20 protein-coding genes are annotated in these 18556 nt (G+C 72.9%); 8 read left to right on the top strand and 12 right to left on the bottom strand.

What is annotated here, in order from left to right; all coding sequences use genetic code 11:
* Nucleotides 1–11: 11 nt before the first annotated feature.
* Nucleotides 12–1145 carry an Mrp/NBP35 family ATP-binding protein gene (locus ABS735_RS30975; RefSeq protein ID WP_373902575.1) on the top strand — a complete coding sequence of 378 codons (1134 nt, stop codon included), beginning with the start codon at nucleotides 12–14 and terminating at the stop codon, nucleotides 1143–1145.
* 78 nt (nucleotides 1146–1223) lie between these two features.
* Here the strand turns inward: ABS735_RS30975 and ABS735_RS30980 are convergent, their stop codons facing one another.
* From ABS735_RS30980 to sigE, 5 genes are all read right to left on the bottom strand, one after another.
* On the bottom strand, nucleotides 1224–1895 hold the full coding sequence (locus ABS735_RS30980; protein ID WP_373902576.1) for a hypothetical protein: 672 nt from the start codon (nucleotides 1893–1895) through the stop codon (nucleotides 1224–1226).
* A 239-nt stretch (nucleotides 1896–2134) separates the two neighbouring features.
* On the bottom strand, nucleotides 2135–2590 hold the full coding sequence (locus ABS735_RS30985; protein WP_373902577.1) for a sec-independent translocase: 456 nt from the start codon (nucleotides 2588–2590) through the stop codon (nucleotides 2135–2137).
* A gap of 147 nt (nucleotides 2591–2737) precedes the next feature.
* The gene (locus ABS735_RS30990) at nucleotides 2738–4774 is read right to left on the bottom strand and encodes a S1C family serine protease (RefSeq protein ID WP_373902578.1); all 2037 of its coding nucleotides are present in this window, start codon (nucleotides 4772–4774) and stop codon (nucleotides 2738–2740) included.
* Between the two features lie 94 nt (nucleotides 4775–4868).
* A complete protein-coding gene (locus tag ABS735_RS30995; RefSeq protein WP_373902579.1) occupies nucleotides 4869–5864 on the bottom strand; it encodes an anti-sigma factor family protein in 996 nt (331 codons plus the stop codon).
* Nucleotides 5861–6529, bottom strand: a complete 669-nt coding sequence (sigE, locus tag ABS735_RS31000) for an RNA polymerase sigma factor SigE (RefSeq protein WP_373902580.1) — start codon at nucleotides 6527–6529, stop codon at nucleotides 5861–5863. The genes ABS735_RS30995 and sigE overlap by 4 nt, the downstream gene beginning before the upstream one ends.
* A gap of 291 nt (nucleotides 6530–6820) precedes the next feature.
* On the opposite strand from sigE, the gene ABS735_RS31005 reads away from it, so the two are divergent.
* Nucleotides 6821–7519, top strand: a complete 699-nt coding sequence (locus tag ABS735_RS31005) for an O-methyltransferase (protein WP_078884611.1) — start codon at nucleotides 6821–6823, stop codon at nucleotides 7517–7519.
* A gap of 120 nt (nucleotides 7520–7639) precedes the next feature.
* Here the strand turns inward: ABS735_RS31005 and ABS735_RS31010 are convergent, their stop codons facing one another.
* Complete coding sequence (locus ABS735_RS31010; RefSeq protein ID WP_003966491.1) at nucleotides 7640–7807, bottom strand: DUF3117 domain-containing protein; 168 nt, start codon at nucleotides 7805–7807, stop codon at nucleotides 7640–7642.
* A gap of 354 nt (nucleotides 7808–8161) precedes the next feature.
* On the opposite strand from ABS735_RS31010, the gene chcB reads away from it, so the two are divergent.
* Nucleotides 8162–8971: a 2-cyclohexenylcarbonyl CoA isomerase gene (gene chcB / locus ABS735_RS31015; RefSeq protein WP_476755890.1), complete on the top strand. Its 810-nt coding sequence runs from the start codon at nucleotides 8162–8164 to the stop codon at nucleotides 8969–8971.
* 46 nt (nucleotides 8972–9017) lie between these two features.
* Here the strand turns inward: chcB and ABS735_RS31020 are convergent, their stop codons facing one another.
* Both ABS735_RS31020 and ABS735_RS31025 read right to left on the bottom strand, forming a co-directional pair.
* A complete protein-coding gene (locus tag ABS735_RS31020) occupies nucleotides 9018–9602 on the bottom strand; it encodes a DNA-3-methyladenine glycosylase I (protein WP_373902582.1) in 585 nt (194 codons plus the stop codon).
* On the bottom strand, nucleotides 9599–9958 hold the full coding sequence (locus tag ABS735_RS31025) for a DivIVA domain-containing protein (protein ID WP_373902772.1): 360 nt from the start codon (nucleotides 9956–9958) through the stop codon (nucleotides 9599–9601). The genes ABS735_RS31020 and ABS735_RS31025 overlap by 4 nt, the downstream gene beginning before the upstream one ends.
* A gap of 159 nt (nucleotides 9959–10117) precedes the next feature.
* On the opposite strand from ABS735_RS31025, the gene folP reads away from it, so the two are divergent.
* Nucleotides 10118–10990, top strand: coding sequence for a dihydropteroate synthase (gene folP / locus ABS735_RS31030; RefSeq protein ID WP_373902773.1), 873 nt, complete (start codon nucleotides 10118–10120; stop codon nucleotides 10988–10990).
* 28 nt (nucleotides 10991–11018) lie between these two features.
* Here the strand turns inward: folP and ABS735_RS31035 are convergent, their stop codons facing one another.
* The gene (locus ABS735_RS31035; protein WP_373902583.1) at nucleotides 11019–11777 is read right to left on the bottom strand and encodes an LOG family protein; all 759 of its coding nucleotides are present in this window, start codon (nucleotides 11775–11777) and stop codon (nucleotides 11019–11021) included.
* A 117-nt stretch (nucleotides 11778–11894) separates the two neighbouring features.
* Entirely contained in the window at nucleotides 11895–12974 is a 1080-nt protein-coding gene (gene dapE, locus ABS735_RS31040; protein ID WP_256112541.1) for a succinyl-diaminopimelate desuccinylase, read from the bottom strand.
* An 83-nt stretch (nucleotides 12975–13057) separates the two neighbouring features.
* On the opposite strand from dapE, the gene ABS735_RS31045 reads away from it, so the two are divergent.
* Nucleotides 13058–14038 carry a VldE C-terminal domain-containing protein gene (locus ABS735_RS31045; protein ID WP_476755857.1) on the top strand — a complete coding sequence of 327 codons (981 nt, stop codon included), beginning with the start codon at nucleotides 13058–13060 and terminating at the stop codon, nucleotides 14036–14038.
* A gap of 326 nt (nucleotides 14039–14364) precedes the next feature.
* Nucleotides 14365–14796 (top strand): ATP-binding protein, encoded by a 432-nt coding sequence (locus tag ABS735_RS31050; protein WP_373902584.1) that lies wholly within the window; start codon nucleotides 14365–14367, stop codon nucleotides 14794–14796.
* Nucleotides 14797–14904: 108 nt separating this feature from the next.
* On the opposite strand, the gene ABS735_RS31055 is transcribed toward ABS735_RS31050, so the two are convergent.
* Together ABS735_RS31055 and fdxA are read right to left on the bottom strand one after the other, a co-directional pair.
* On the bottom strand, nucleotides 14905–16002 hold the full coding sequence (locus tag ABS735_RS31055) for a bifunctional succinyldiaminopimelate transaminase/glutamate-prephenate aminotransferase (protein WP_373902585.1): 1098 nt from the start codon (nucleotides 16000–16002) through the stop codon (nucleotides 14905–14907).
* A gap of 120 nt (nucleotides 16003–16122) precedes the next feature.
* The gene (gene fdxA, locus ABS735_RS31060; RefSeq protein WP_003973842.1) at nucleotides 16123–16443 is read right to left on the bottom strand and encodes a ferredoxin; all 321 of its coding nucleotides are present in this window, start codon (nucleotides 16441–16443) and stop codon (nucleotides 16123–16125) included.
* Nucleotides 16444–16583: 140 nt separating this feature from the next.
* Here fdxA and ABS735_RS31065 point away from each other — a divergent pair, with 140 nt between their 5' ends.
* A complete protein-coding gene (locus ABS735_RS31065) occupies nucleotides 16584–17609 on the top strand; it encodes a GNAT family N-acetyltransferase (RefSeq protein WP_373902586.1) in 1026 nt (341 codons plus the stop codon).
* A 41-nt stretch (nucleotides 17610–17650) separates the two neighbouring features.
* Entirely contained in the window at nucleotides 17651–18526 is an 876-nt protein-coding gene (locus ABS735_RS31070; RefSeq protein ID WP_373902587.1) for a transglutaminase-like domain-containing protein, read from the top strand.
* The last annotated feature ends 30 nt before the right edge of the window (nucleotides 18527–18556 follow it).

The following is an 18556-nucleotide window of genomic DNA, read 5'->3' on the forward strand; positions in this document are numbered from 1 at the left end:
CCATCGTGTCTATGGCTACGGAAGACGCGGTGCGCGAAGCACTGGCGACGGTGAACGACCCCGAGATCAACCGGCCCATCACCGAGCTGGGGATGGTCAAGTCGGTGGAGATCGGCGCGGACGGAGCGGTCGCGGTCGCCGTGTACCTGACGGTGTCCGGCTGCCCCATGCGGGACACCATCACGCAGCGCGTGACGGACGCGGTGTCGCGGGTCGAGGGTGTCACGCGCGTCGACGTCGAGCTGGACGTGATGAGCGACGAGCAGCGCAAGGAGCTGGCCACCGCCCTGCGCGGCGGGCAGACCGAGCGCGAGGTGCCCTTCGCCAAGCCGGGCAGCCTGACGCGGGTGTACGCGGTGGCGTCCGGCAAGGGCGGCGTCGGCAAGTCGTCGGTGACGGTGAACCTGGCGGCCTCGATGGCGGCCGACGGTCTGAAGGTCGGTGTCGTCGACGCCGACATCTACGGCCACTCCGTGCCGCGCATGCTGGGCGCCGACGGGCGTCCCACCCAGGTCGAGAACATGATCATGCCGCCTTCGGCCAACGGCGTGAAGGTCATCTCGATCGGCATGTTCACCCCGGGCAACGCGCCGGTCGTCTGGCGCGGCCCGATGCTGCACCGCGCGCTCCAGCAGTTCCTCGCGGACGTGTACTGGGGCGACCTGGACGTCCTGCTGCTCGACCTGCCGCCCGGCACCGGTGACATCGCGATCTCGGTGGCGCAGCTCGTGCCGAACGCCGAGATCCTGGTCGTGACGACCCCTCAGCAGGCCGCCGCCGAGGTGGCGGAGCGGGCGGGTGCCATCGCCGTGCAGACCCACCAGAAGATCGTCGGCGTGGTCGAGAACATGTCCGGCCTGCCCTGCCCGCACTGCGGCGAGATGGTCGACGTCTTCGGCACCGGCGGCGGCCAGGCGGTCGCCGACGGCCTGACCCGCACGACCGGCGCCTCGGTCCCGGTGCTGGGCTCCATCCCGATCGACGTCCGGCTGCGCGAGGGCGGTGACGAGGGCAAGCCCGTCGTCCTGTCCGACCCGGACTCCCCGGCGGGCGCGGCCCTGCGTTCGATCGCGGGCAAGCTCGGTGGACGGCAGCGGGGCCTTTCGGGGCTGTCGCTGGGGATCACGCCGAAGAACAAGTTCTGACGTCCCGTACGGGAGTGGGGGCGCTGTCCGCCGGGACGGCGCCCCTCGTCGTACGCGCGACAGCCGGACGGGCGCCGGCTAGGCGTACGCGGCGATGTCCTTGACGACGGCGAAGGCCAGCCCGTAGGCGCTCATGCCCCGCCCGTACGCGCCGAGGTGGACACCCTGCTCGGTGGAGCCGGCGAGCACCCAGCCGAACTCGGACTCCCGGTAGTGGAAGGGCGTCGGCACGCCGTCCACCGGGAGGGACAGCGTCGTCCAGTCCTCGCCCTCGAGGTCGTCCGCGAGGACCCAGGCGGTCTCCGTCTGCTGCTCCAGCCAGTCGTCGCGCAGCGAGTGGTCCATCTGACCGGGCCAGGTGAAGGACAGCAGCCCCACTCCGGCGAGCCAGGCCGCCGAGGACACCGAGGTGGCCTCCAGCAGGCCCGTGCCGTCGGCGCTGCGCCGGTCGGGGTTGGCCGCGACGGTCACGACGACCGCGAACTTCTCCTTGGCGTCCTGCTCGTCGCCCGCCACGTGCTCGTTGCGCACCGACGGCTCGTCGCCGTGGCCGATCGAACCGTGCTCCACCGCCCCGTCGGCCGCCGTACCGACCTGCATCAGCCGGCGCGGTCCCGTGAAGGCCTCGTCGAGGCCGTACCACGGGAAGGGCGCACGCAGGTAGTCGTCGACCGTACGCCGACCGGAGGGGGACCCGGGTCCGCCCTCCGCGGCCGGCGTCTGCGCGACTGCCCGACTCGTCGTCTCCATGTGCCCGGACGCCTCCTCGCTCTCGTCGGACCGTGCCCGCCCCCCTATCGGGCGCACTCGTCCGGTCCGCACAACAACTCGGGCAGCATAGCCACACCACTGGCGGCAACCGGGGAATCGCCCGGCGCGTGGGCCGCGCGGGCGTCGCCTTCAGGGCCTGTGCGCCCCGTCCGGAGTATGAGACACGTCACGTTCGCGGCCCGCGGGCCGGACCCGGAGGCCGGACGCGCGGGCCTGGATCAGGTGGCGTCCGCGTCGAAGGGCGGGCGGTCGTCGGCGGCGGGCTTGTCGGACGGCCCGGGCTTCTTCGACATGTCGATACGACCGCTGCCGGAACCGGAGGACGACGAACCGGAGGACGAGGGCTCCGTGTCACGGCCGTGGACCGCGTCGGTGACCTCGGCCATCTCCTTCTTCAGGTCGAAGCCGTTGCGGATCTCCTTGAGACCCAGCTCGTCGTTGTCCAGCTGCTTGCGGATGAACGTCTTGGGGTTGAGGTCCTCGAACTCGAAGTCCTTGAACTCGGGGCCCAGCTCCTGGCGGATGTCCTGCTTGGCGCTGTCCGAGAACTCCCGGATCTTCCGGATGGTGCGCGTCACGTCCTGGATGACCTTGGGGAGCTTGTCCGGACCGAAGACGAGCACGGCGAGGACGACGAGCGTCACCAGCTCTAGTGCGCCTATGTCATTGAACACCTGAAGCTCCTTGGAATGTCCGGGCCGCCACCACGGTACCCGCCGACCCCGTCCCACCGGTACCGTCCCGTGGGCCCCGAGCGCGTGTACGTGAGCGCTTTCCGAATTGTTTGCCTTCCGGGCGCCTTGTCGGGACCTGTGCCGCGGTCAGTCGCCGTCGGCCGAGCCGAGCACCAGTGAGACCTTCGTCTCCTTGCCGCCGCGTTCCAGGGTCAGCTCCAGACGGTCGCCGGGGCGGTGGGCGCGGGTCTTGACGATGAGTTCCTCGCCGGAGTGGACGCGCTGTCCGTCGACCGCGGTGATCACGTCCCCCGGCTCGATGCCGGCCTTGGCGCCGGGGCCGCCCGTGGTGACCGCGGGTCCGCCGTCGCCGCCCTTGGTGCCCACGCGGGCGCCGTCACCCGTGTAGCCCATGTCGAGGGTGATGCCGATGACCGGGTGGGTGGCCTTGCCGGTGTTGATCAGTTCCTCGGCGACGCGCTTGCCCTGGTTGATGGGGATGGCGAAGCCGAGGCCTATGGAACCGGCCTGGCCTCCGTCCGACTCGGCGCTGCCGCTGTCGGCGGAGCGGATGGCGGAGTTGATGCCGATGGCCCGGCCCTGGGCGTCCAGGAGGGGGCCGCCGGAATTGCCGGGGTTGATGGGCGCGTCGGTCTGCAGGGCGTCGACGTAGGAGACGTCGCTGCCGTCGCCCTCCTCGCCGCCCGCGGTGATGGGCCGTTCCTTGGCGCTGATGATGCCGGAGGTGACCGTGCCGGCCAGGTCGAAGGGGGCGCCGATGGCGACGACGGGGTCGCCGACCCGTACGTTGTCCGAGTTGCCGAGGGGCATCGGGGTGAGGCCGCTGACGCCCTTGACCTTCACCACGGCGAGGTCGTATCCGCTGTCCCGGCCGACGACCGTGGCCTCGGCGGTGTCGCCGCTGTTGAAGGTCACGGTTATCTCGCCGCCGGAGCCGGCGGGCTCCACGACGTGGTTGTTGGTCAGGATGTGGCCCCGGTCGTCGAGGACGAACCCGGTGCCGGTGCCGGCCGCCTCGCTGCCGCTCACGTGCAGGGTCACCACGCTGGGCAGGGCCCGCGCGGCGATCCCGGCGACGCTGTCCGGGGCCCGCTCGGCCGCCTCGGGTGCGGCCTGCGGCAGCTCGACCGTCCCCACGCCGCCGTTGCGTTCCAGGTACGCGCCCACGGCGCCGCCGAGGGCGCCGGAGACCAGGGCGATGAGCAGGGCCCCGCCGACGAGCGTCTTCGTCGCCCGCCGGCGTCGCTGCTTCGGCGTCCGGCCGGCCGTCTCGTGGTGCCGGGCGGCGGAGGCGGCCCAGGGGTCGTAACGTCCCCACGGGTCGGAGGCGGGTTCGGCGCCGGACGGCGGGGCGGTCGGCCCCGCCCACGGGTCGGGCACCGTCGTCGGCGCCGACGACGGGTCGGAGGGCGCCGGGGCGGCAGACGTCGCGGCGGGCGGGGCTCCGACGTGAGACGCCGTGTCGTACGCCGGGGCAGGCGCCGCCGGGTGCTGCCCCTGTTCCTGTTCCCGTACCTGTCCCTGTCCCGCCTGCGGCACCGGAGGCGGGGTCTCCGCGGACGCCGGGTCGGGCACCGCGCCCGGAGGCGGAGAGGCCGACGGCGCCGTCGCGGGTGCGGCCGGTGCGTGCGGGGCAGGTGTGTGCGGGGCCGCCGTCGTCACCGTGCCGTGCGCCGGTGTGGCCGCCGGGTGCTGGACCGGCGGAGCGGGGGCCCAGGGGCCCGGCTCACCATACGGCGGGGTGCTGTACGGGTCGGGTTCGTGCAGCGGCTTGGGGCGCTCGGCGGCCGGCGCGCCGTCGAGCGCCGGGGCGGGGCTGGTCCCTGCGGGTGCCCGCGAGTCCGCGTGCACCGCCGCCGGTCCGGCGCCGGCCCCGGGGTCAGTGCGCGGATGCGGAGGGGTGTCCGTCGGTTCGTTCCGCTCGGGCAGGGGCAGGTCCAGCTCGTAGTCCCCCTCGTCGGTCGCGCGGGGCGTCACCGGGCGTTCCAGCTCGAAGTCGCCCCCGTCGGCCTCCCGGTCGTCGGGGATCGCACCCGTGCCCGTGCCCGTTCCCGCAGGGTGGGCCGGGCGGGGGCGTTCCAGTTCGAAGTCGCCGTCGGGTGCGTCTTCGGACGAGCGGGGACGACTCCACCACTTCGCCTTCGTGGGCTTCCCCTCGTTCATGTTCTCCCCCGCAGCTGGCCGCAGATCGTCGGCTCCAAGGGCTCTGGCGCCACCCCGGATTCAATCAGGTTCGCGGACCGGCGCGCAGATCCCCTCAGCGAAGCGGAGGGTAGGACGCGGCCGGGTAGGCCGACGGGTAGGGGGACGGACCCGGGTCGGGGGCGGCGAGCAGGCCGGGCGGCCTGACCTCGTCGGCCGCCGACCAGGAGCTCAGGGAGAGCGGGGAGACCGCTTCCAGCGGACGTATCAGCGGGGACATGGCGGCGGCGCCGGCGGTCACCGGAGCGGTCAGCGCCCGGACGGCCTGCTGCCGTGCGTCACCTCCGGCGGGTGCCGGCATCCCGGGCAGCAGCGGCGCGGAGGCCGTGGTGGGCGCGACGGGGACGTCGCCCAGCGTCCGCTGCCCCTGCCCGAGCAGCGGGCCGCCCGTGCGGCGGCGCTGGCTCTCGGAGCCGGTGGCCGCCGCCGAACCCGGGGTGCGCATCGGCGTCACGTTGCTGCCGCTGCCCGAGCCGCGGGCCTCGGTGGTGGTGTCCGGTGTGCCGAGGGTGACGCCGCCCAGTGCGATCGCGGCCAGCGACACCGCCCCGGCGGCGGCGAAGGCGAACCGCAGACCGCGCGAGGCCGAGCGCTCGGACTCCTGCTTGCCCACGTCGTGGATACGGAAGCCGCCCCGCCCCTGGGAGGAGGCCGGCAGGACGGGAGCGTGCGGCCGGGCGGGGACGTAGTCGAACTCGAACCGCTCGCCCCGCCTCGTACCGAAGACGCCGGAGCCCGCGGAGGTTCCGAAACCGCCGGGCAGCCCGGCGAGCGGCGAGCCGCCACCGTCCGTGTCACCACCGCCCCCGGGGAGCCCCTGGAGGCGGGCCAGGAAGCTCTCGGACGGGGCCGGCGGGGCCGCTTCGGCGAAGACGTTCTTCAACCGGCGCTGCGCGTCGACCTCCGCCTTGCACTTCGGGCAGGTCGCCACGTGCGCCAGCACGCGCTCACGCGCGTCATGACCGAGCTCTCCGTCCACCAGGGCGGAGAGTCGGTCTCCCAGATGCTGCTCTGCGAGGTGTCCCTCGGACTCAGGCCGTGACCCACTCACGCGCTCGTGCCCCCTCCTCCCAGTGCGGGAACACCGGCCGCGAACGAGCGACGGTCGGCCCGCGCCTTCGGGGAACGGTGCGCGAGCGCCTTGCGCAGCTGGGAACGCCCGCGGTGGATGCGGGAGCGGACCGTGCCGAGCTTGACGCCGAGGGTCGCGGCGATCTCCTCGTACGAAAGGCCCTCGATGTCGCACAGGACGACGGCGGCACGGAACTCGGGCGCGAGGGTGTCCAGGGCCTGCTGGACGTCCGCGTCGAAGTGGGCGTCGTGGAAGAGCTGCTGCGGCGTGGGTTCCCTGCTGGGCAGCCGCTCGGCCGCGTCGTCGCCGAGCGCGTCGAACCGGATGCGCTGCTTGCGGCGGACCATGTCGAGGAAGAGGTTGGTGGTGATGCGGTGCAGCCAGCCCTCGAAGGTGCCCGGCGTGTAGGTCGACAGGGAGCGGAAGACGCGGACGAAGACCTCCTGGGTGAGGTCCTCGGCGTCGTGCTGGTTGCCCGTGAGGCGGTAGGCGAGGCGGTAGACCCGGCCGCTGTGGGTGCTGACGATCTCCTCCCAGGTGGGCGGAGTCCACGCAGGCCCGTCCGCGTCGCCGGCGAAGGTCGCGGTCTGGCCGTGTCCCGTGGGACCGTCGGCGTGGCGGTGGTCAGCAGCGGTGTCGTTCACGGATTTCGGCCTGCCTGCCGATCCGAGGAAGCGCCGCAGCACTCCGCCCCGATCCGCGGGCGCGGCCGCACCTCCCCTGTCGGCTCTGGTGGTGTCCAGTGGAGCCCCTACCATAGCCACCTCGCCCGTTAGCTCCGGATAAGCGGTTTTACGAGAATTTGATCTGGGCCGGTACGGCTCGTCCGGCCGCGTCGGTGCCTGCTCGACGCCCTGGTCCATTCGCCGCCTCCCCCCGTCGCAACCCCGGCCGCTCAGTCGTCTCTTTGCTTCTCTCTTTGAACGACTGGTCCCATCTGCGGGTTCCCGACGCCAACGGATACAGTCACGCCGAGGCAACGACGGGGACAGGAGAGGGTCATTACCGGCAACCGGCAGACGAGCTGGGCGTTCGCCGACGCCTATGTCGCCGAGGACGACGCGCTGCTCTGGGCACGCGACCGGGCCCGCGAGGCGGGCCTGCGCTCGGTGACCCCGGGCACGGGCTCCGCCCTGGGGTTGCTCGCCGCCGCCGTGGACGCCAAGGCGGTCGCGGAGATCGGCACCGGCTGCGGCGTCTCCGGGATCCATCTGCTGCACGGCATGCGGCCGGACGGCGTACTGACCACGGTCGACCCGGAGCCGGAACACCAGCAGTTCGCCCGCCAGGCCTTCCGGGCCGCGGGCTTCGCCAGCAACCGGGCCCGGTTCATCCCCGGGCGCGCCCTGGACGTGCTGCCCCGGCTCGCGGACGCCGGATACGACCTCGTCTTCTGCGACGGCGACCGTCTGGAGTACCTGGACTACCTCGCTGAATCGTTGCGCCTGCTGCGTCCCGGGGGTCTCGTCGCCTTCGAGGGCGTCTTCGGCGCCGGCCGCACGATCGACTCGGGACCGCAGCCCACCGAGGTGCTGCGGGTGCGGGAACTCCTGCGCGCGGTGCGGGAGAGCCAGGAGCTGGTGCCGTCCCTGCTTCCGGTGGGCGACGGGCTGCTGTGCGCCGTGAAGCGCTGAAAAACGCGCGGGGCGCCGGGGACCGCCGTCACGAAGCAGCCCGGGACCGCCGTCACAAAACAATCACCCCGGCACCATGTGCGGTACCGGGGCGACTGAACGGGTATGGTCGCTCGCGCGTCAGCCGACGACCTTCTTGAGGGCGTCGCCGAGCGCGTCGGCCTCGTCAGGGGTCAGCTCGACGACGAGCCGCCCGCCGCCTTCGAGCGGAACGCGCATGACGATGCCCCGCCCCTCCTTGGTCACCTCGAGCGGGCCATCGCCCGTCCGCGGCTTCATGGCCGCCATGCTCGTTCCCCTTCCTGATACCAGCTCACCGTCACCGCCGACGGCCCGTGAGGGCACGCGCAGTCCGGCTCGGACGCGCGACACCGGCATCGAACACATTGCTTCCCAGCCATTATCCCGCATCCCAGGACCCGATGACCAACATCGGTCGGCATCGCTTGGGCAACGCGCGCGAGCAAAACCACTCAATTCGGCGATGTGACTGCGATACTGCGCGCCCTCGCGCACTTCCGCCGAATGGATACGGACCGGAATTCTTTGACGCAGGTCACATCGCCCGGGTGATCCGTTCCCGGTGATCTCCGTCATGCTGTCTGACGGACACAAGCCACTGCATGCCACTACGCGGAGGGGATCTCCATGGCCGACACCGTGCTCTACGAGGTGAGCGACGGGCTCGCGACGATCACGCTGAACCGCCCCGAGGCGATGAACGCGCTGAACATCGAGACCAAGGTCGCGCTCCGGGACGCGGTGCGCTCCGCGGCGGCGGACGACGCCGTACGGGCGGTGCTGCTGACCGCGGCCGGTGAGCGGGCGTTCTGCGTCGGCCAGGACCTCAAGGAGCACATCGGGCTGCTGGCCGCCGACCGGGAGACCGGCTCGGGCCGGACCATGAGCACGGTCAGTGAGCACTACAACCCGATCGTGCGGGCGCTCGCCGGGGCCGAGAAGCCGGTGGTCGCGGCCGTGAACGGCGTGGCGGCCGGGGCGGGCCTCGGTTTCGCGCTCGCCGCGGACTACCGGATCGTCGCGGACACGGCGGCCTTCAACACGTCCTTCGCGGGCGTGGCGCTCACCGCGGACTCCGGCATCTCCTGGACGCTGCCGCGCGTGGTCGGCCCCGGGCGCGCCGCCGATCTGCTGCTCTTCCCGCGCAGCATCGGCGCGCAGGAGGCGTACGAGCTGGGCATCGCCGGCAGGGTCGTCCCCGCCGCCGAGCTGCGCGCCGAGGCCGAGAAGACGGCGCGGGCGCTGGCCGAGGGGCCGACGGTGGCGTACGCGGCGCTGAAGGAGGCGGTGGCGTACGGGCTGACGCACTCGCTCTCCGAGACGCTCGACAAGGAGGACGAGCTGCAGTCGCGGGCGGGGTCCTCGGAAGATCACGCGATCGCGGTGCGGGCGTTCGTCGAGAAGGCGAAGCCGAAGTACCTGGGCCGGTAGGCGACCGGCGGCAGGCGCGCGCGGCCGGCGGCGGACTCCGGGCGGCTCAGGCCCGGCGGGCCACGCACGTCGCCAGGTGGTCGTCGACCAGTCCGCACGCCTGCATCAGCGCGTACGCCGTCGTCGGGCCGACGAAGCGCAGGCCCCGCTTCTTCAGGGCCTTGGACAGCGCCGTGGACTCCGGTGTGACGGCGGGGACGTCGGTGAGGGTCTTGGGGACCGGCCGGCCGGCCGGGTCCGGGGCGTGCGACCAGATCAGCTCGTCCAGGTCGCCGGGGGCCCACTCGGCCAGCACGCGCGCGTTGGCGAGGGTCGCGTCGATCTTGGCGCGGTTGCGGATGATGCCGGCGTCGGTGAGCAGGCGCTCGCGGTCGGCGTCGGTGAAGGCCGCGACCTTGGCGATCTCGAAGCCGGCGAAGGCGAGGCGGAAGCCGGTGCGGCGGCGCAGGACGGTGATCCAGGACAGGCCGGACTGGAAGGCCTCCAGGCTGAGCCGCTCGTACAGGGCGTCGTCGCCGTGGACCGGGCGGCCCCACTCGTCGTCGTGGTACGTGACGTAGTCCGCGGTGGACAGCGCCCAGGGGCAGCGCAGCGCGCCGTCCGGTCCCGCGACGGCCTCCCCGGCGCTCACTGCTGCTCCTCCGGGGCCGGCTTGTCCATGACGACGTGGCGGTGGGCCGCCGCGGCGCGGGCACCCGCCAGCGCGGACTCCAGGTCGGCGATCCGGGCGTCGCGCTCGGCCAGCTCGGCGCCGAGGCGGCCGAGGGCGTCGTCGACGTCCGCCATGCGGTAGCCGCGGACGACGAGCGGGAAGCGCAGCCGCTCCACGTCGCCGCGGCCCACCGGGCGGCCCGGGGGCAGCGCGTCCCTCACCCGCTCGGGTGCGGCGTCGGGCAGCGGCCCGCTGTCGCCGCCGCCCACCACGGCGAGCGTCACCGCGGCCACGACGACGGCCAGCGCGATGACGAGGAACAGGAACATGACCATCGCTGGGGCCCCCATGGTCGGGTCGGAGTCCGGTCCGAGTCGGAGTCGGTTGTGTCGGGTCCGATCGTGCCATGCGAGTCTGACAGTCGGGGCCGCGGCCGTCGAAGACCGCGCACCCGAGGCCGAGAGCGGGACGAGAGAACGGGTATGGACGAGAAGATGCCACAGGGGACGCTCAGGCTGGGCAGGCGTGAGTTCGCGGCGCACGAGCCGGTGATCATGGCGATCGTGAACCGGACCCCCGACTCCTTCTACGACCAGGGGGCGACCTTCCGCGACGAGCCCGCCCTCGCGCGCGTGGAGCAGGCGGTGGCCGAGGGCGCCGCGATCGTCGACATCGGCGGGGTGAAGGCAGGCCCCGGGGACGAGGTGTCGGCCGCGGAGGAGGCGCGGCGGACGGTGGGCTTCGTCGCGGAGGTGCGGCGGCGCTTCCCCAACGTCGTGATCAGCGTGGACACCTGGCGGCACGACGTCGGCGAGGCCGTGTGCGAGGCCGGGGCGGACCTGCTGAACGACGCGTGGGGCGGCGTCGACCCGAAGCTCGCGGAGGTCGCGGCCCGGTACGGGGTGGGCCTGGTGTGCACGCACGCGGGCGGCGCCGAGCCGCGGACGCGCCCGCACCGGGTGACGTACGACGACGTCATGGCCGACATCCTGCAGGTGACGTTGGGACTGGCCGAGCGGGCGGTGGGGCTCGGGGTGCCGCGGGAGTCGGTGCTGATCGACCCCGGGCACGACTTCGGCAAGAACACGCGGCACAGTCTGGAGGCGACGCGGCGGCTCGGGGAGATGGTGGATACGGGGTGGCCGGTGCTGGTGTCCCTGTCCAACAAGGACTTCGTCGGGGAGACGCTGGACCGGCCCGTGAAGGAGCGGCTGGTCGGCACGCTGGCGACGACCGCGGTCTCGGCGTGGCTGGGGGCCAGGGTGTACCGGGTGCACGAGGTGGCGGAGACGCGGCAGGTGCTGGACATGGTGGCGACGATCGCCGGGCACCGCGCACCGGCGGTGGCCCGGCGGGGGTTGGCCTAGGACCTCGGCCCCCGCCTGTGGCCGGCCGCTACCGGCCCGCCTCCTTGGAGACCAGGGCCACGGCCTCGTCCACGTCGTCCGTGACGTGGAAGAGCAGGAGGTCCTTCTCGGCGGCCTTGCCCTGGGCGACCAGGGTGCCGCGGAGCCAGTCGACCAGGCCGCCCCAGTACTCGGAGCCGAACAGGACGATGGGGAAGCGGGTCACCTTCTGGGTCTGCACCAGGGTGAGGGCCTCGAAGAGCTCGTCCAGGGTGCCCAGGCCGCCGGGCAGGACGACGAAGCCCTGGGCGTACTTCACGAACATCATCTTGCGGACGAAGAAGTACCGGAAGTTCAGGCCGATGTCGACATAGGGGTTGAGCCCCTGCTCGAAGGGCAGCTCGATGCCGAGGCCGACCGACGTGCCCTTCGCCTCCAGGGCGCCCTTGTTGGCCGCCTCCATGGCGCCGGGCCCACCGCCGGTGATGACGGCGAAGCCCGCCTCCACCAGGCCGCGGCCCAGCCGCACGCCCGCCTCGTACTCCGGTGAGTCCACCCCCGTACGGGCGGACCCGAAGACGCTGATGGCGGGCGGCAGTTCGGCCAGCGTGCCGAAGCCCTCGATGAACTCGGACTGGATGCGCAGGACGCGCCAGGGGTCGGTGTGGACCCAGTCCGTCGGGGCACGCTCGTCCAGCAGGCGCTGGTCCGTGGTGCTCTCCTGCACCTGGCCCCGCCGCCGGAGGACGGGGCCCAGGCGCTGCTCCTCCGGTGGCCGCTTCTTGCCCTCGGGGTTGCCGGTAGCCATGCGCGCTCCCTCCAGTTGCAGGTTCTTCCACCTCAGCGTAGATCTACGCGGGTTACGTACGAGGGACCTCAGCATGTCCGCCACGCTGCGGCATAAACCCGCCGTGGCTGCCGTGGATCACGCCGTCAGCCAGGAGCGCAGGCGCTCCTCCCCCGCGAGGATCTTCGCCACCTCGACCCGCTCGTCACGCTTGTGCGCCAAGTGCGGGTTGCCCGGGCCGTAGTTGACCGCCGGGACGCCGAGCGCCGAGAAGCGCGACACGTCCGTCCAGCCGTACTTGGGCTGCGGGGTGCCGCCCACCGCCTCGATGAAGGCCGCCGCGGCCGGGTGGGACAGGCCGGGCAGGGCCGCGCCGCTGTGGTCGTCGACCACGAACTCCGTCACCCCGCAGTCCGCGAAGACCTCCCGCACGTGGGCGAGGGCGTCTTCCGGACCGCGGTCGGGGGCGTAGCGGAAGTTGACGGTGACCACGCACTCGTCGGGAATGACGTTGCCCGCGACCCCGCCCGTGATGCCGACCGCGTTGAGGCCCTCGCGGTACTCCAGGCCGTCGATCACCGGGTAGCGGGGCTCGTACTCCGCCAGGCGCGCGAGGATCGGGGCGGCGGCGTGGATGGCGTTGGAGCCCATCCAGGAGCGCGCGGAGTGCGCCCGCTCCCCAGCCGTCTTCAGCAGCACCCGCAGCGTCCCCTGACAGCCGCCCTCCACCTGCCCGTCGGACGGTTCGAGGAGCACCGCGAAGTCGCCCTCCAGCCACTCCGGGTGCGCCTCGGCGACGTGCTTGAGGCCGTTCAGCTCGGCGGCGACCTCCTCGTTGTCGTAGAAGACGAAGGTCAGGTCGCGGTTGGGGGCGGGGACGGTGGCCGCGATGCGCAGCTGGACCGCCACGCCCGCCTTCATGTCGCAGGTGCCGCAGCCCCACAGGACCCCGTCCTCGTCCAGCCGGGAGGGGACGTTGCCGGCGATCGGCACCGTGTCGATGTGGCCGGCCAGGATCACCCGCTCCGCGCGGCCCAGCTCCGTACGGGCGACGACGTTGTTGCCGTACCGCTCGACCGACAGGTGGGGCAGGGCCCGCAGGGCGCTCTCGATCGCGTCCGCCAACGGCTCCTCGGTGCCGCTCTCGGACGGGAAGTCGACGAGCCGCGCGGTAAGCTCCGCAGCGTCCAGCGTGAGGTCAAGCGGGGTATCGGCCATGGCTCCGACCCTAACGCCCTGCCCTTTCGGGCAGTGTGCGTACCCGGCGGACACCGGAGCCTACCCTCCAGTACCTTGTACGCGTGCTTCAGCCGTCCCCACCCCGCAAACGCCGTGGCCGCCTCGCCCGTTCGGGCGCCGCCTCCATGGCCCTCCTCGCGGTCGCCGGTTATCTGGCGGTGCAGTACGTCACCGGAGGCGCGGGCGCTCCGGGCTGCAAGGTGGCCTCCGGCAAGGGCGGCCGGACGCCCTACGAGTTCACGCCGGAGCAGGCCGTGAACGCGGCGACGATCACCGCCGTGGGCACCGCGCGCAAGCTGCCGGAGCGGGCCGTGACGATCGCGCTGGCGACCGCGCTGCAGGAGTCGGCGCTGCGCAACCTGGACCACGGCGACAAGGACTCGCTCGGCCTGTTCCAGCAGCGGCCCTCGCAGGGCTGGGGCAAGCCCGAGGAGATCATGGACCCGGCGTACTCGGCGGGTCTGTTCTACGACCACCTGGTCGAGGTGCCCGGCTACCTGGACCTTCCGCTGACCGACGCCGCCCAGCGCGTGCAGCGCAGCGCCTTCCCGGACGCGTACGCCAAGCACGAGCCGGACGCCGAGCTGCTCGCCGCCGCGCTCACCGGACGGTCCGCTGCGACGCTGACCTGCGACGGGCGCCCCGGCTCGACCCCGGAGAAGGGGCCGGACGCGGTACGCGCGGCGCTGGTGCGGGACTTCGGGCACGCCGTGCTCCGTCCGGCCGGCGCGGAGGTGGCCGACGGCGCCGGCACCGGCACCGGCGCCACGCGGTCCGCGAGGGCTTCCGAGGAGCGGACCGTGACGGTGCCCGTGACCGGCGGCACCGGTACGGGCGGGGAGCGGGAGACCGAGCGGCGCGGCTGGCAGGTGGCGCACTGGGCGGTGGCCAACGCCTCCTCGCTGCACATCCAGCGGGTCACCTACGCGGGCCGGGAGTGGACCGCGGGCAACACCGACAGCAAGTGGAGTCCGACGGGCACCGAAGGCGCCAAGGGCGCGGAGCGGGCGGCGGGCCCGGTGCGGATCACGTCGGCCTGGTAGCTCGCCCGTACGAGCCGTCATCTGTGAGAGTGACCCGCGTCGGCGCGGAGCACGGGTTTTCGCTTGCTCACCCCCGGGTGCGTCGGAGCCCAGGAAAATCAAGGGCCGTAAGGATTCAGCAGACTTTCCGACCGGCGCCCTTTTGCCCGTTTTTCTGTGCACCTGATAATGCGACGCATTACCAACTCTTTACGTTGGGCCGCCGCAACCTTCGCGGCTCTCGAGCGGTAGTCACTGCGTCCGAGCCCGGGGCGATCACTCTCCGATCGCTCCCCGGGCACGGTCGGAAACCCATCGTTGTCGTCGACTTCCGTCGAAGGAGCATCATGTCCCTCCCCCTGACCCGCAGGATCGCCCGTGCCGCGCTGCTCGTCGCTGCAGGAGCGGCTGCCGGGGTCGGTGCGGCCGGCTCCGCCAGCGCGGCTCCCGAACTGCCGGCCACCCCGAACCTCGGGGGACTCACCGCCCTGGACGGGGCGAACGTCGGCAACACCGTCGACTCCGCGGCCCAGAACGTCACCGAGACCGCGGGCGACACCGGCGGCAAGGCCGTCAAGAAGGCGGTGCCGGCCGCCGGCAAGACCGGTGGATCGGTCGTCAAGAAGGCCACTCCGGCCGCGCAGAACGCCGCCGGGGACGCGGCGGGCTCCGCCGGGGACATCGTGGGTGACACGGCGGCCACCGCCACGAAGGGCGGGCTGCCGACGGACGCGCTGGGCAAGGGCGGGCTGCCGGTTCAGGGTCTGCCGATCGGCTAGCGCCGGGCTCGAGCGGCGCCGGGGTCCAGGGTTTTCCTGGGCCCCGGCGTTCTTGTGTCTTGCCCCGGGGCGGTGGGCGTGTCTGCGGAACGACTGCCCACAGCCGGGTCAGGCCATCAGGCGCTCGACCGCCGCCTGGACGCGTTCGTCCGTTGCCGTCATGGCTACGCGGACGAAGTTCTCTCCCGCCGGGCCGTAGAAGTCGCCCGGGGCCACCAGGATGCCGCGTTCGGCCAGGTGGGCGACCGTGTCCCAGCAGGACTCCTCGCGGGTGGCCCAGAGGTACAGGCCGGCCTCGCTGTGCTCGATGCGGAAGCCGTGGCCGAGCAGGGCCTCCCGCAGGGCGGCGCGGCGGGCCGCGTAGCGCTCGCGCTGGACGCGGACGTGCTCGTCGTCGCCGAGGGCCGCCACCACGGCCGCCTGGGTCGGCGCCGAGGTCATCATGCCGCCGTGCTTGCGGATCTCCAGGAGCGGACCGAGGACCGCCGGGTCACCGGCCAGGAAGGCCGCGCGGTAGCCCGCGAGGTTGGAGCGCTTGGAGAGGGAGTGCACGGCGACCAGGCCGTCGTACGAACCGCCGTTGACGTCCGGGTGCAGGACCGAGACCGGGTCGGCCTCCCAGCCCAGCTCCAGGTAGCACTCGTCGGAGACGACGAGGACGCCGTGCTCGCGGGCCCACGCCACGATGCGGGTCAGGTCGGCCTTCGACAGGACCTTGCCGGTCGGGTTCGACGGGGAGTTGAGCCAGAGGAGCCTCAGCCCCGCCGGGTCCAGGTCGGTCGGATCCTCGTACGCCTCGTACTCCGCGCGGGCCAGACGGGCGCCGACCTCGTACGTCGGGTAGGCCAGGCGCGGGAAGGCCACCCGGTCGCCGGGGCCGAGGCCCAGCTGGGTCGGGAGCCAGGCGACGAGTTCCTTGGAGCCGACGATGGGCAGGACATGGCGGTGGGTGACGTCGCGGGCACCGAGGCGGCGCTCCACCCAGCCGGTGATCGCGTCGCGCAGCGCCGGGGTGCCCCAGACGGTCGGGTAGCCCGGGGAGTCCGCCGCGTCGACCAGGGCCTTCTGGATCAGCTCGGGGACCGGGTCGACCGGGGTGCCGACCGAGAGGTCGACGATGCCGCCGGGGTGGGCCGCGGCCGTCTTCTTGTACGGCTCGAGCTTGTCCCAGGGGAAGGTGGGAAGACGGTCGGAGACTGCGGACACGGTGGGTTGCTCCCTTTCCTCGTCGGCGCCCGGTGCTGCGGCAAACGCCTCGGTCCCGTGCGGCGCCGATCGGGGTGACCGGGCCGTACGGGACCGAGGCGGCGCGTGTGCGGGCCGCTCTTACTGGTTCTGCGGCGGCAGCGCGGCGACGAAGGGGTGGTCGCGCTCGATCAGGCCCAGCTTGCTGGCGCCGCCGGGCGAGCCGAGCTCGTCGAAGAACTCGACGTTCGCCTTGTAGTAGTCCTTCCACTCCTCGGGAGTGTCGTCTTCGTAGAAGATCGCCTCGACCGGGCAGACCGGCTCACAGGCACCACAGTCGACGCATTCGTCCGGGTGGATGTACAAGGACCGCTGGCCCTCGTAGATGCAGTCGACCGGGCACTCCTCGATGCACGCCTTGTCCTTCACGTCGACACAAGGCTGCGCGATGACGTAGGTCACGCTGTCGTTCCTCCTCGATTGGGCGCTGGCGGGCCTCCGTAGGCTCCGCCGCCTGGCGCGCGGGAGCGCGGCGTCGTCGATGCCCGCCCCTAGTATCTCCGTTCTTGGGCATGATCCGAACAGGAGGGGTGGACAGACCCGTGGAAATCTCTGCCGCCGGGCGTCTTGAGGTCCGTATCACCACTGCTGACGTGGGCAAACGAGTCTCCGTACGGCGCTTGAGCGAACCTGGTGTCGCGGGTGAGAAGTTCACCGACACGGTTGGCGTTCTCACATCATGGACCGACGGTGTGCTGCTGATCACACGGAAGAGTGGCGAATCCGTCCGTGTCGCGGAGTCCGACCTGGTCGCCGGGAAGGTCGTGCCGCCCGCGCCCGCCCGCCGGCGCGGTCCCGCCGCGTCCTACGAGGAGCTGGCGCGGGTCGCCGCGCGGGCCTGGTGCCCGGTGGAGAGCGAGCGGCTCGGCGCCTGGGAGCTGCGGGCGGCCGGGGGCTTCACCCGACGGGCCAACTCCGTGCTGCCGCTCGGCGATCCCGGGCTGCCGCTCGACGAGGCGCTGACGGCCGTACGCCGCTGGTACGGCGAGCGGGGGCTGCCCGCGTACGTCCAGACCGCCACCGGCGCCGCCGGCACGCAGGAGCTGCTGTGCGCGGAGCTGGAGCGGCGGGGCTGGGTCCGGGAGGTGACGGCCGAGGTGTGGACCGGCGGGCTCGCACCGGTCGCCGATCTGACCGACGGCGCCGGTGTGGTCCTGTCCCGGGAGGCGGACGAGGCATGGCTGGCCCGGTACCGGCGCAAGGGCCTGAGCGACGTGGCCCTGCGGGTGCTGGGCTCGGGGCCGTCGGTGTGGTTCGCCACGGTGCCCGGCGCGGACGACCCGGGCGCCACGGGCATCCCGGCGGCGATCGGACGGTGTGTCGTGGACGGGCGCTGGGCCTCCTTCGCGGCCGTCGAGGTCGACCCCGCGCAGCGGCGCCGTGGGCTCGCGACCGCCGTGATGGCCGCGCTGGCCCGGCGGGCGCTCGACGAGGGCGCGTCGGCGGCGTGGCTGCAGGTGGAGACGGACAACGCGGGGGCCCGGGCGCTGTACGCCGGAATGGGCTTCGCGGCGCACCACGCCTACCACCACTACCGGGAACCCGGGGACGCCGGGACGGACCGGTAGCCGATCGTCTCGACAGCACTGTGAAAGGGCACGAGCCGGCCATGCGTCATCCTCATTCTCCCCAGCCCCCGTCGCCGGAGCGTTCGGCCGAAGTGCGGCGGCGGTTCGCCGAAGAGGCACGGTCCGAGCGGCCCGACCTGGCCACGCTGTGCCTGCTGGTGGGCGCGGAGGCGGACGGGGCGCTGGACGAGCCGGGTCTGGACGCCGCGCAGGTGGAACTGGACCGGCTGGCCGGGGAGCTGCCGTTCCGGCCGGGTACGCCGCGGGCCTGGGCGGAGGCGCTGCGGAACCTGCTCGGCGAGCGGTACGGGTTCCACGGGGTCGCCGCGGACTACCAGCGCCTTGAGTCGTCGTTGCTGCACGAGGTGCTGCGGCGCCGGCGCGGGCTGCCGATCCTGCTGTCGGTGGTGTGGCTGGAGGTGGCCCGGCGGGCGGGGGCGCCGGTGTACGGGGTCGCGCTGCCGGGGCACTTCGTGGTCGGGTTCGGGACGGCGTCCGGGGAAACGGCGGCTGAGCGCGTGCTCGTCGATCCGTTCGACGGGGGGCGGCTGCTCAGCGGGAAGGACGCGGAGGTGCTGGTCGCCGGGGCGACGGGGGCGGAGCTGCGGCCGTCGATGCTGGAGCCTGCGGCGCCGTTGGAGGTGGTGACGCGGGTGCTGAACAACATCCGGGCGTGGGCGGCGGGGCGGCCGGAGCAGTCGGCGGTGGGGCTGTGGGCGATCGAGCTGGCGCTGCTGTTGCCGGCGCATGCGGCGCGGTTGCGGTACGAGCGGGCGCGGTTGCTGGTGCAGCGGGGGGAGTTCGTGGCGGGGGCCGGGGAGTTGGAGGCGTATGCGGAGGTGGTGGGGGCGGTGGACGACGCGGCTGCGGAGGATGTGCGCAGGGAGGCTCGGGCGGCTCGGGCCATGCTCAACTGAGGTTCTCGCCAGCACGCCGTAGAACTCTTG

Source organism: Streptomyces sp. MMCC 100, assembly GCF_041538145.2.
GTDB lineage: Bacteria > Actinomycetota > Actinomycetes > Streptomycetales > Streptomycetaceae > Streptomyces.

Excerpts from the sequence above, each read along its gene's own strand:
- ABS735_RS30975 (WP_373902575.1), top strand. The coding sequence starts at position 12 with ATGGCTACGGAAGACGCGGTGCGCGAAGCACTGGCGACGGTGAACGAC.
- ABS735_RS30980 (WP_373902576.1), bottom strand. The coding sequence starts at position 1,895 with ATGGAGACGACGAGTCGGGCAGTCGCGCAGACGCCGGCCGCGGAGGGC.
- ABS735_RS30990 (WP_373902578.1), bottom strand. The coding sequence starts at position 4,774 with ATGAACGAGGGGAAGCCCACGAAGGCGAAGTGGTGGAGTCGTCCCCGC.
- ABS735_RS31010 (WP_003966491.1), bottom strand. The coding sequence starts at position 7,807 with ATGGCGGCCATGAAGCCGCGGACGGGCGATGGCCCGCTCGAGGTGACC.
- ABS735_RS31025 (WP_373902772.1), bottom strand. The coding sequence starts at position 9,958 with ATGGTCATGTTCCTGTTCCTCGTCATCGCGCTGGCCGTCGTCGTGGCC.
- folP (WP_373902773.1), top strand. The coding sequence starts at position 10,118 with ATGCCACAGGGGACGCTCAGGCTGGGCAGGCGTGAGTTCGCGGCGCAC.
- ABS735_RS31035 (WP_373902583.1), bottom strand. The coding sequence starts at position 11,777 with ATGGCTACCGGCAACCCCGAGGGCAAGAAGCGGCCACCGGAGGAGCAG.
- dapE (WP_256112541.1), bottom strand. The coding sequence starts at position 12,974 with ATGGCCGATACCCCGCTTGACCTCACGCTGGACGCTGCGGAGCTTACC.
- ABS735_RS31050 (WP_373902584.1), top strand. The coding sequence starts at position 14,365 with ATGTCCCTCCCCCTGACCCGCAGGATCGCCCGTGCCGCGCTGCTCGTC.
- ABS735_RS31070 (WP_373902587.1), top strand. The coding sequence starts at position 17,651 with ATGCGTCATCCTCATTCTCCCCAGCCCCCGTCGCCGGAGCGTTCGGCC.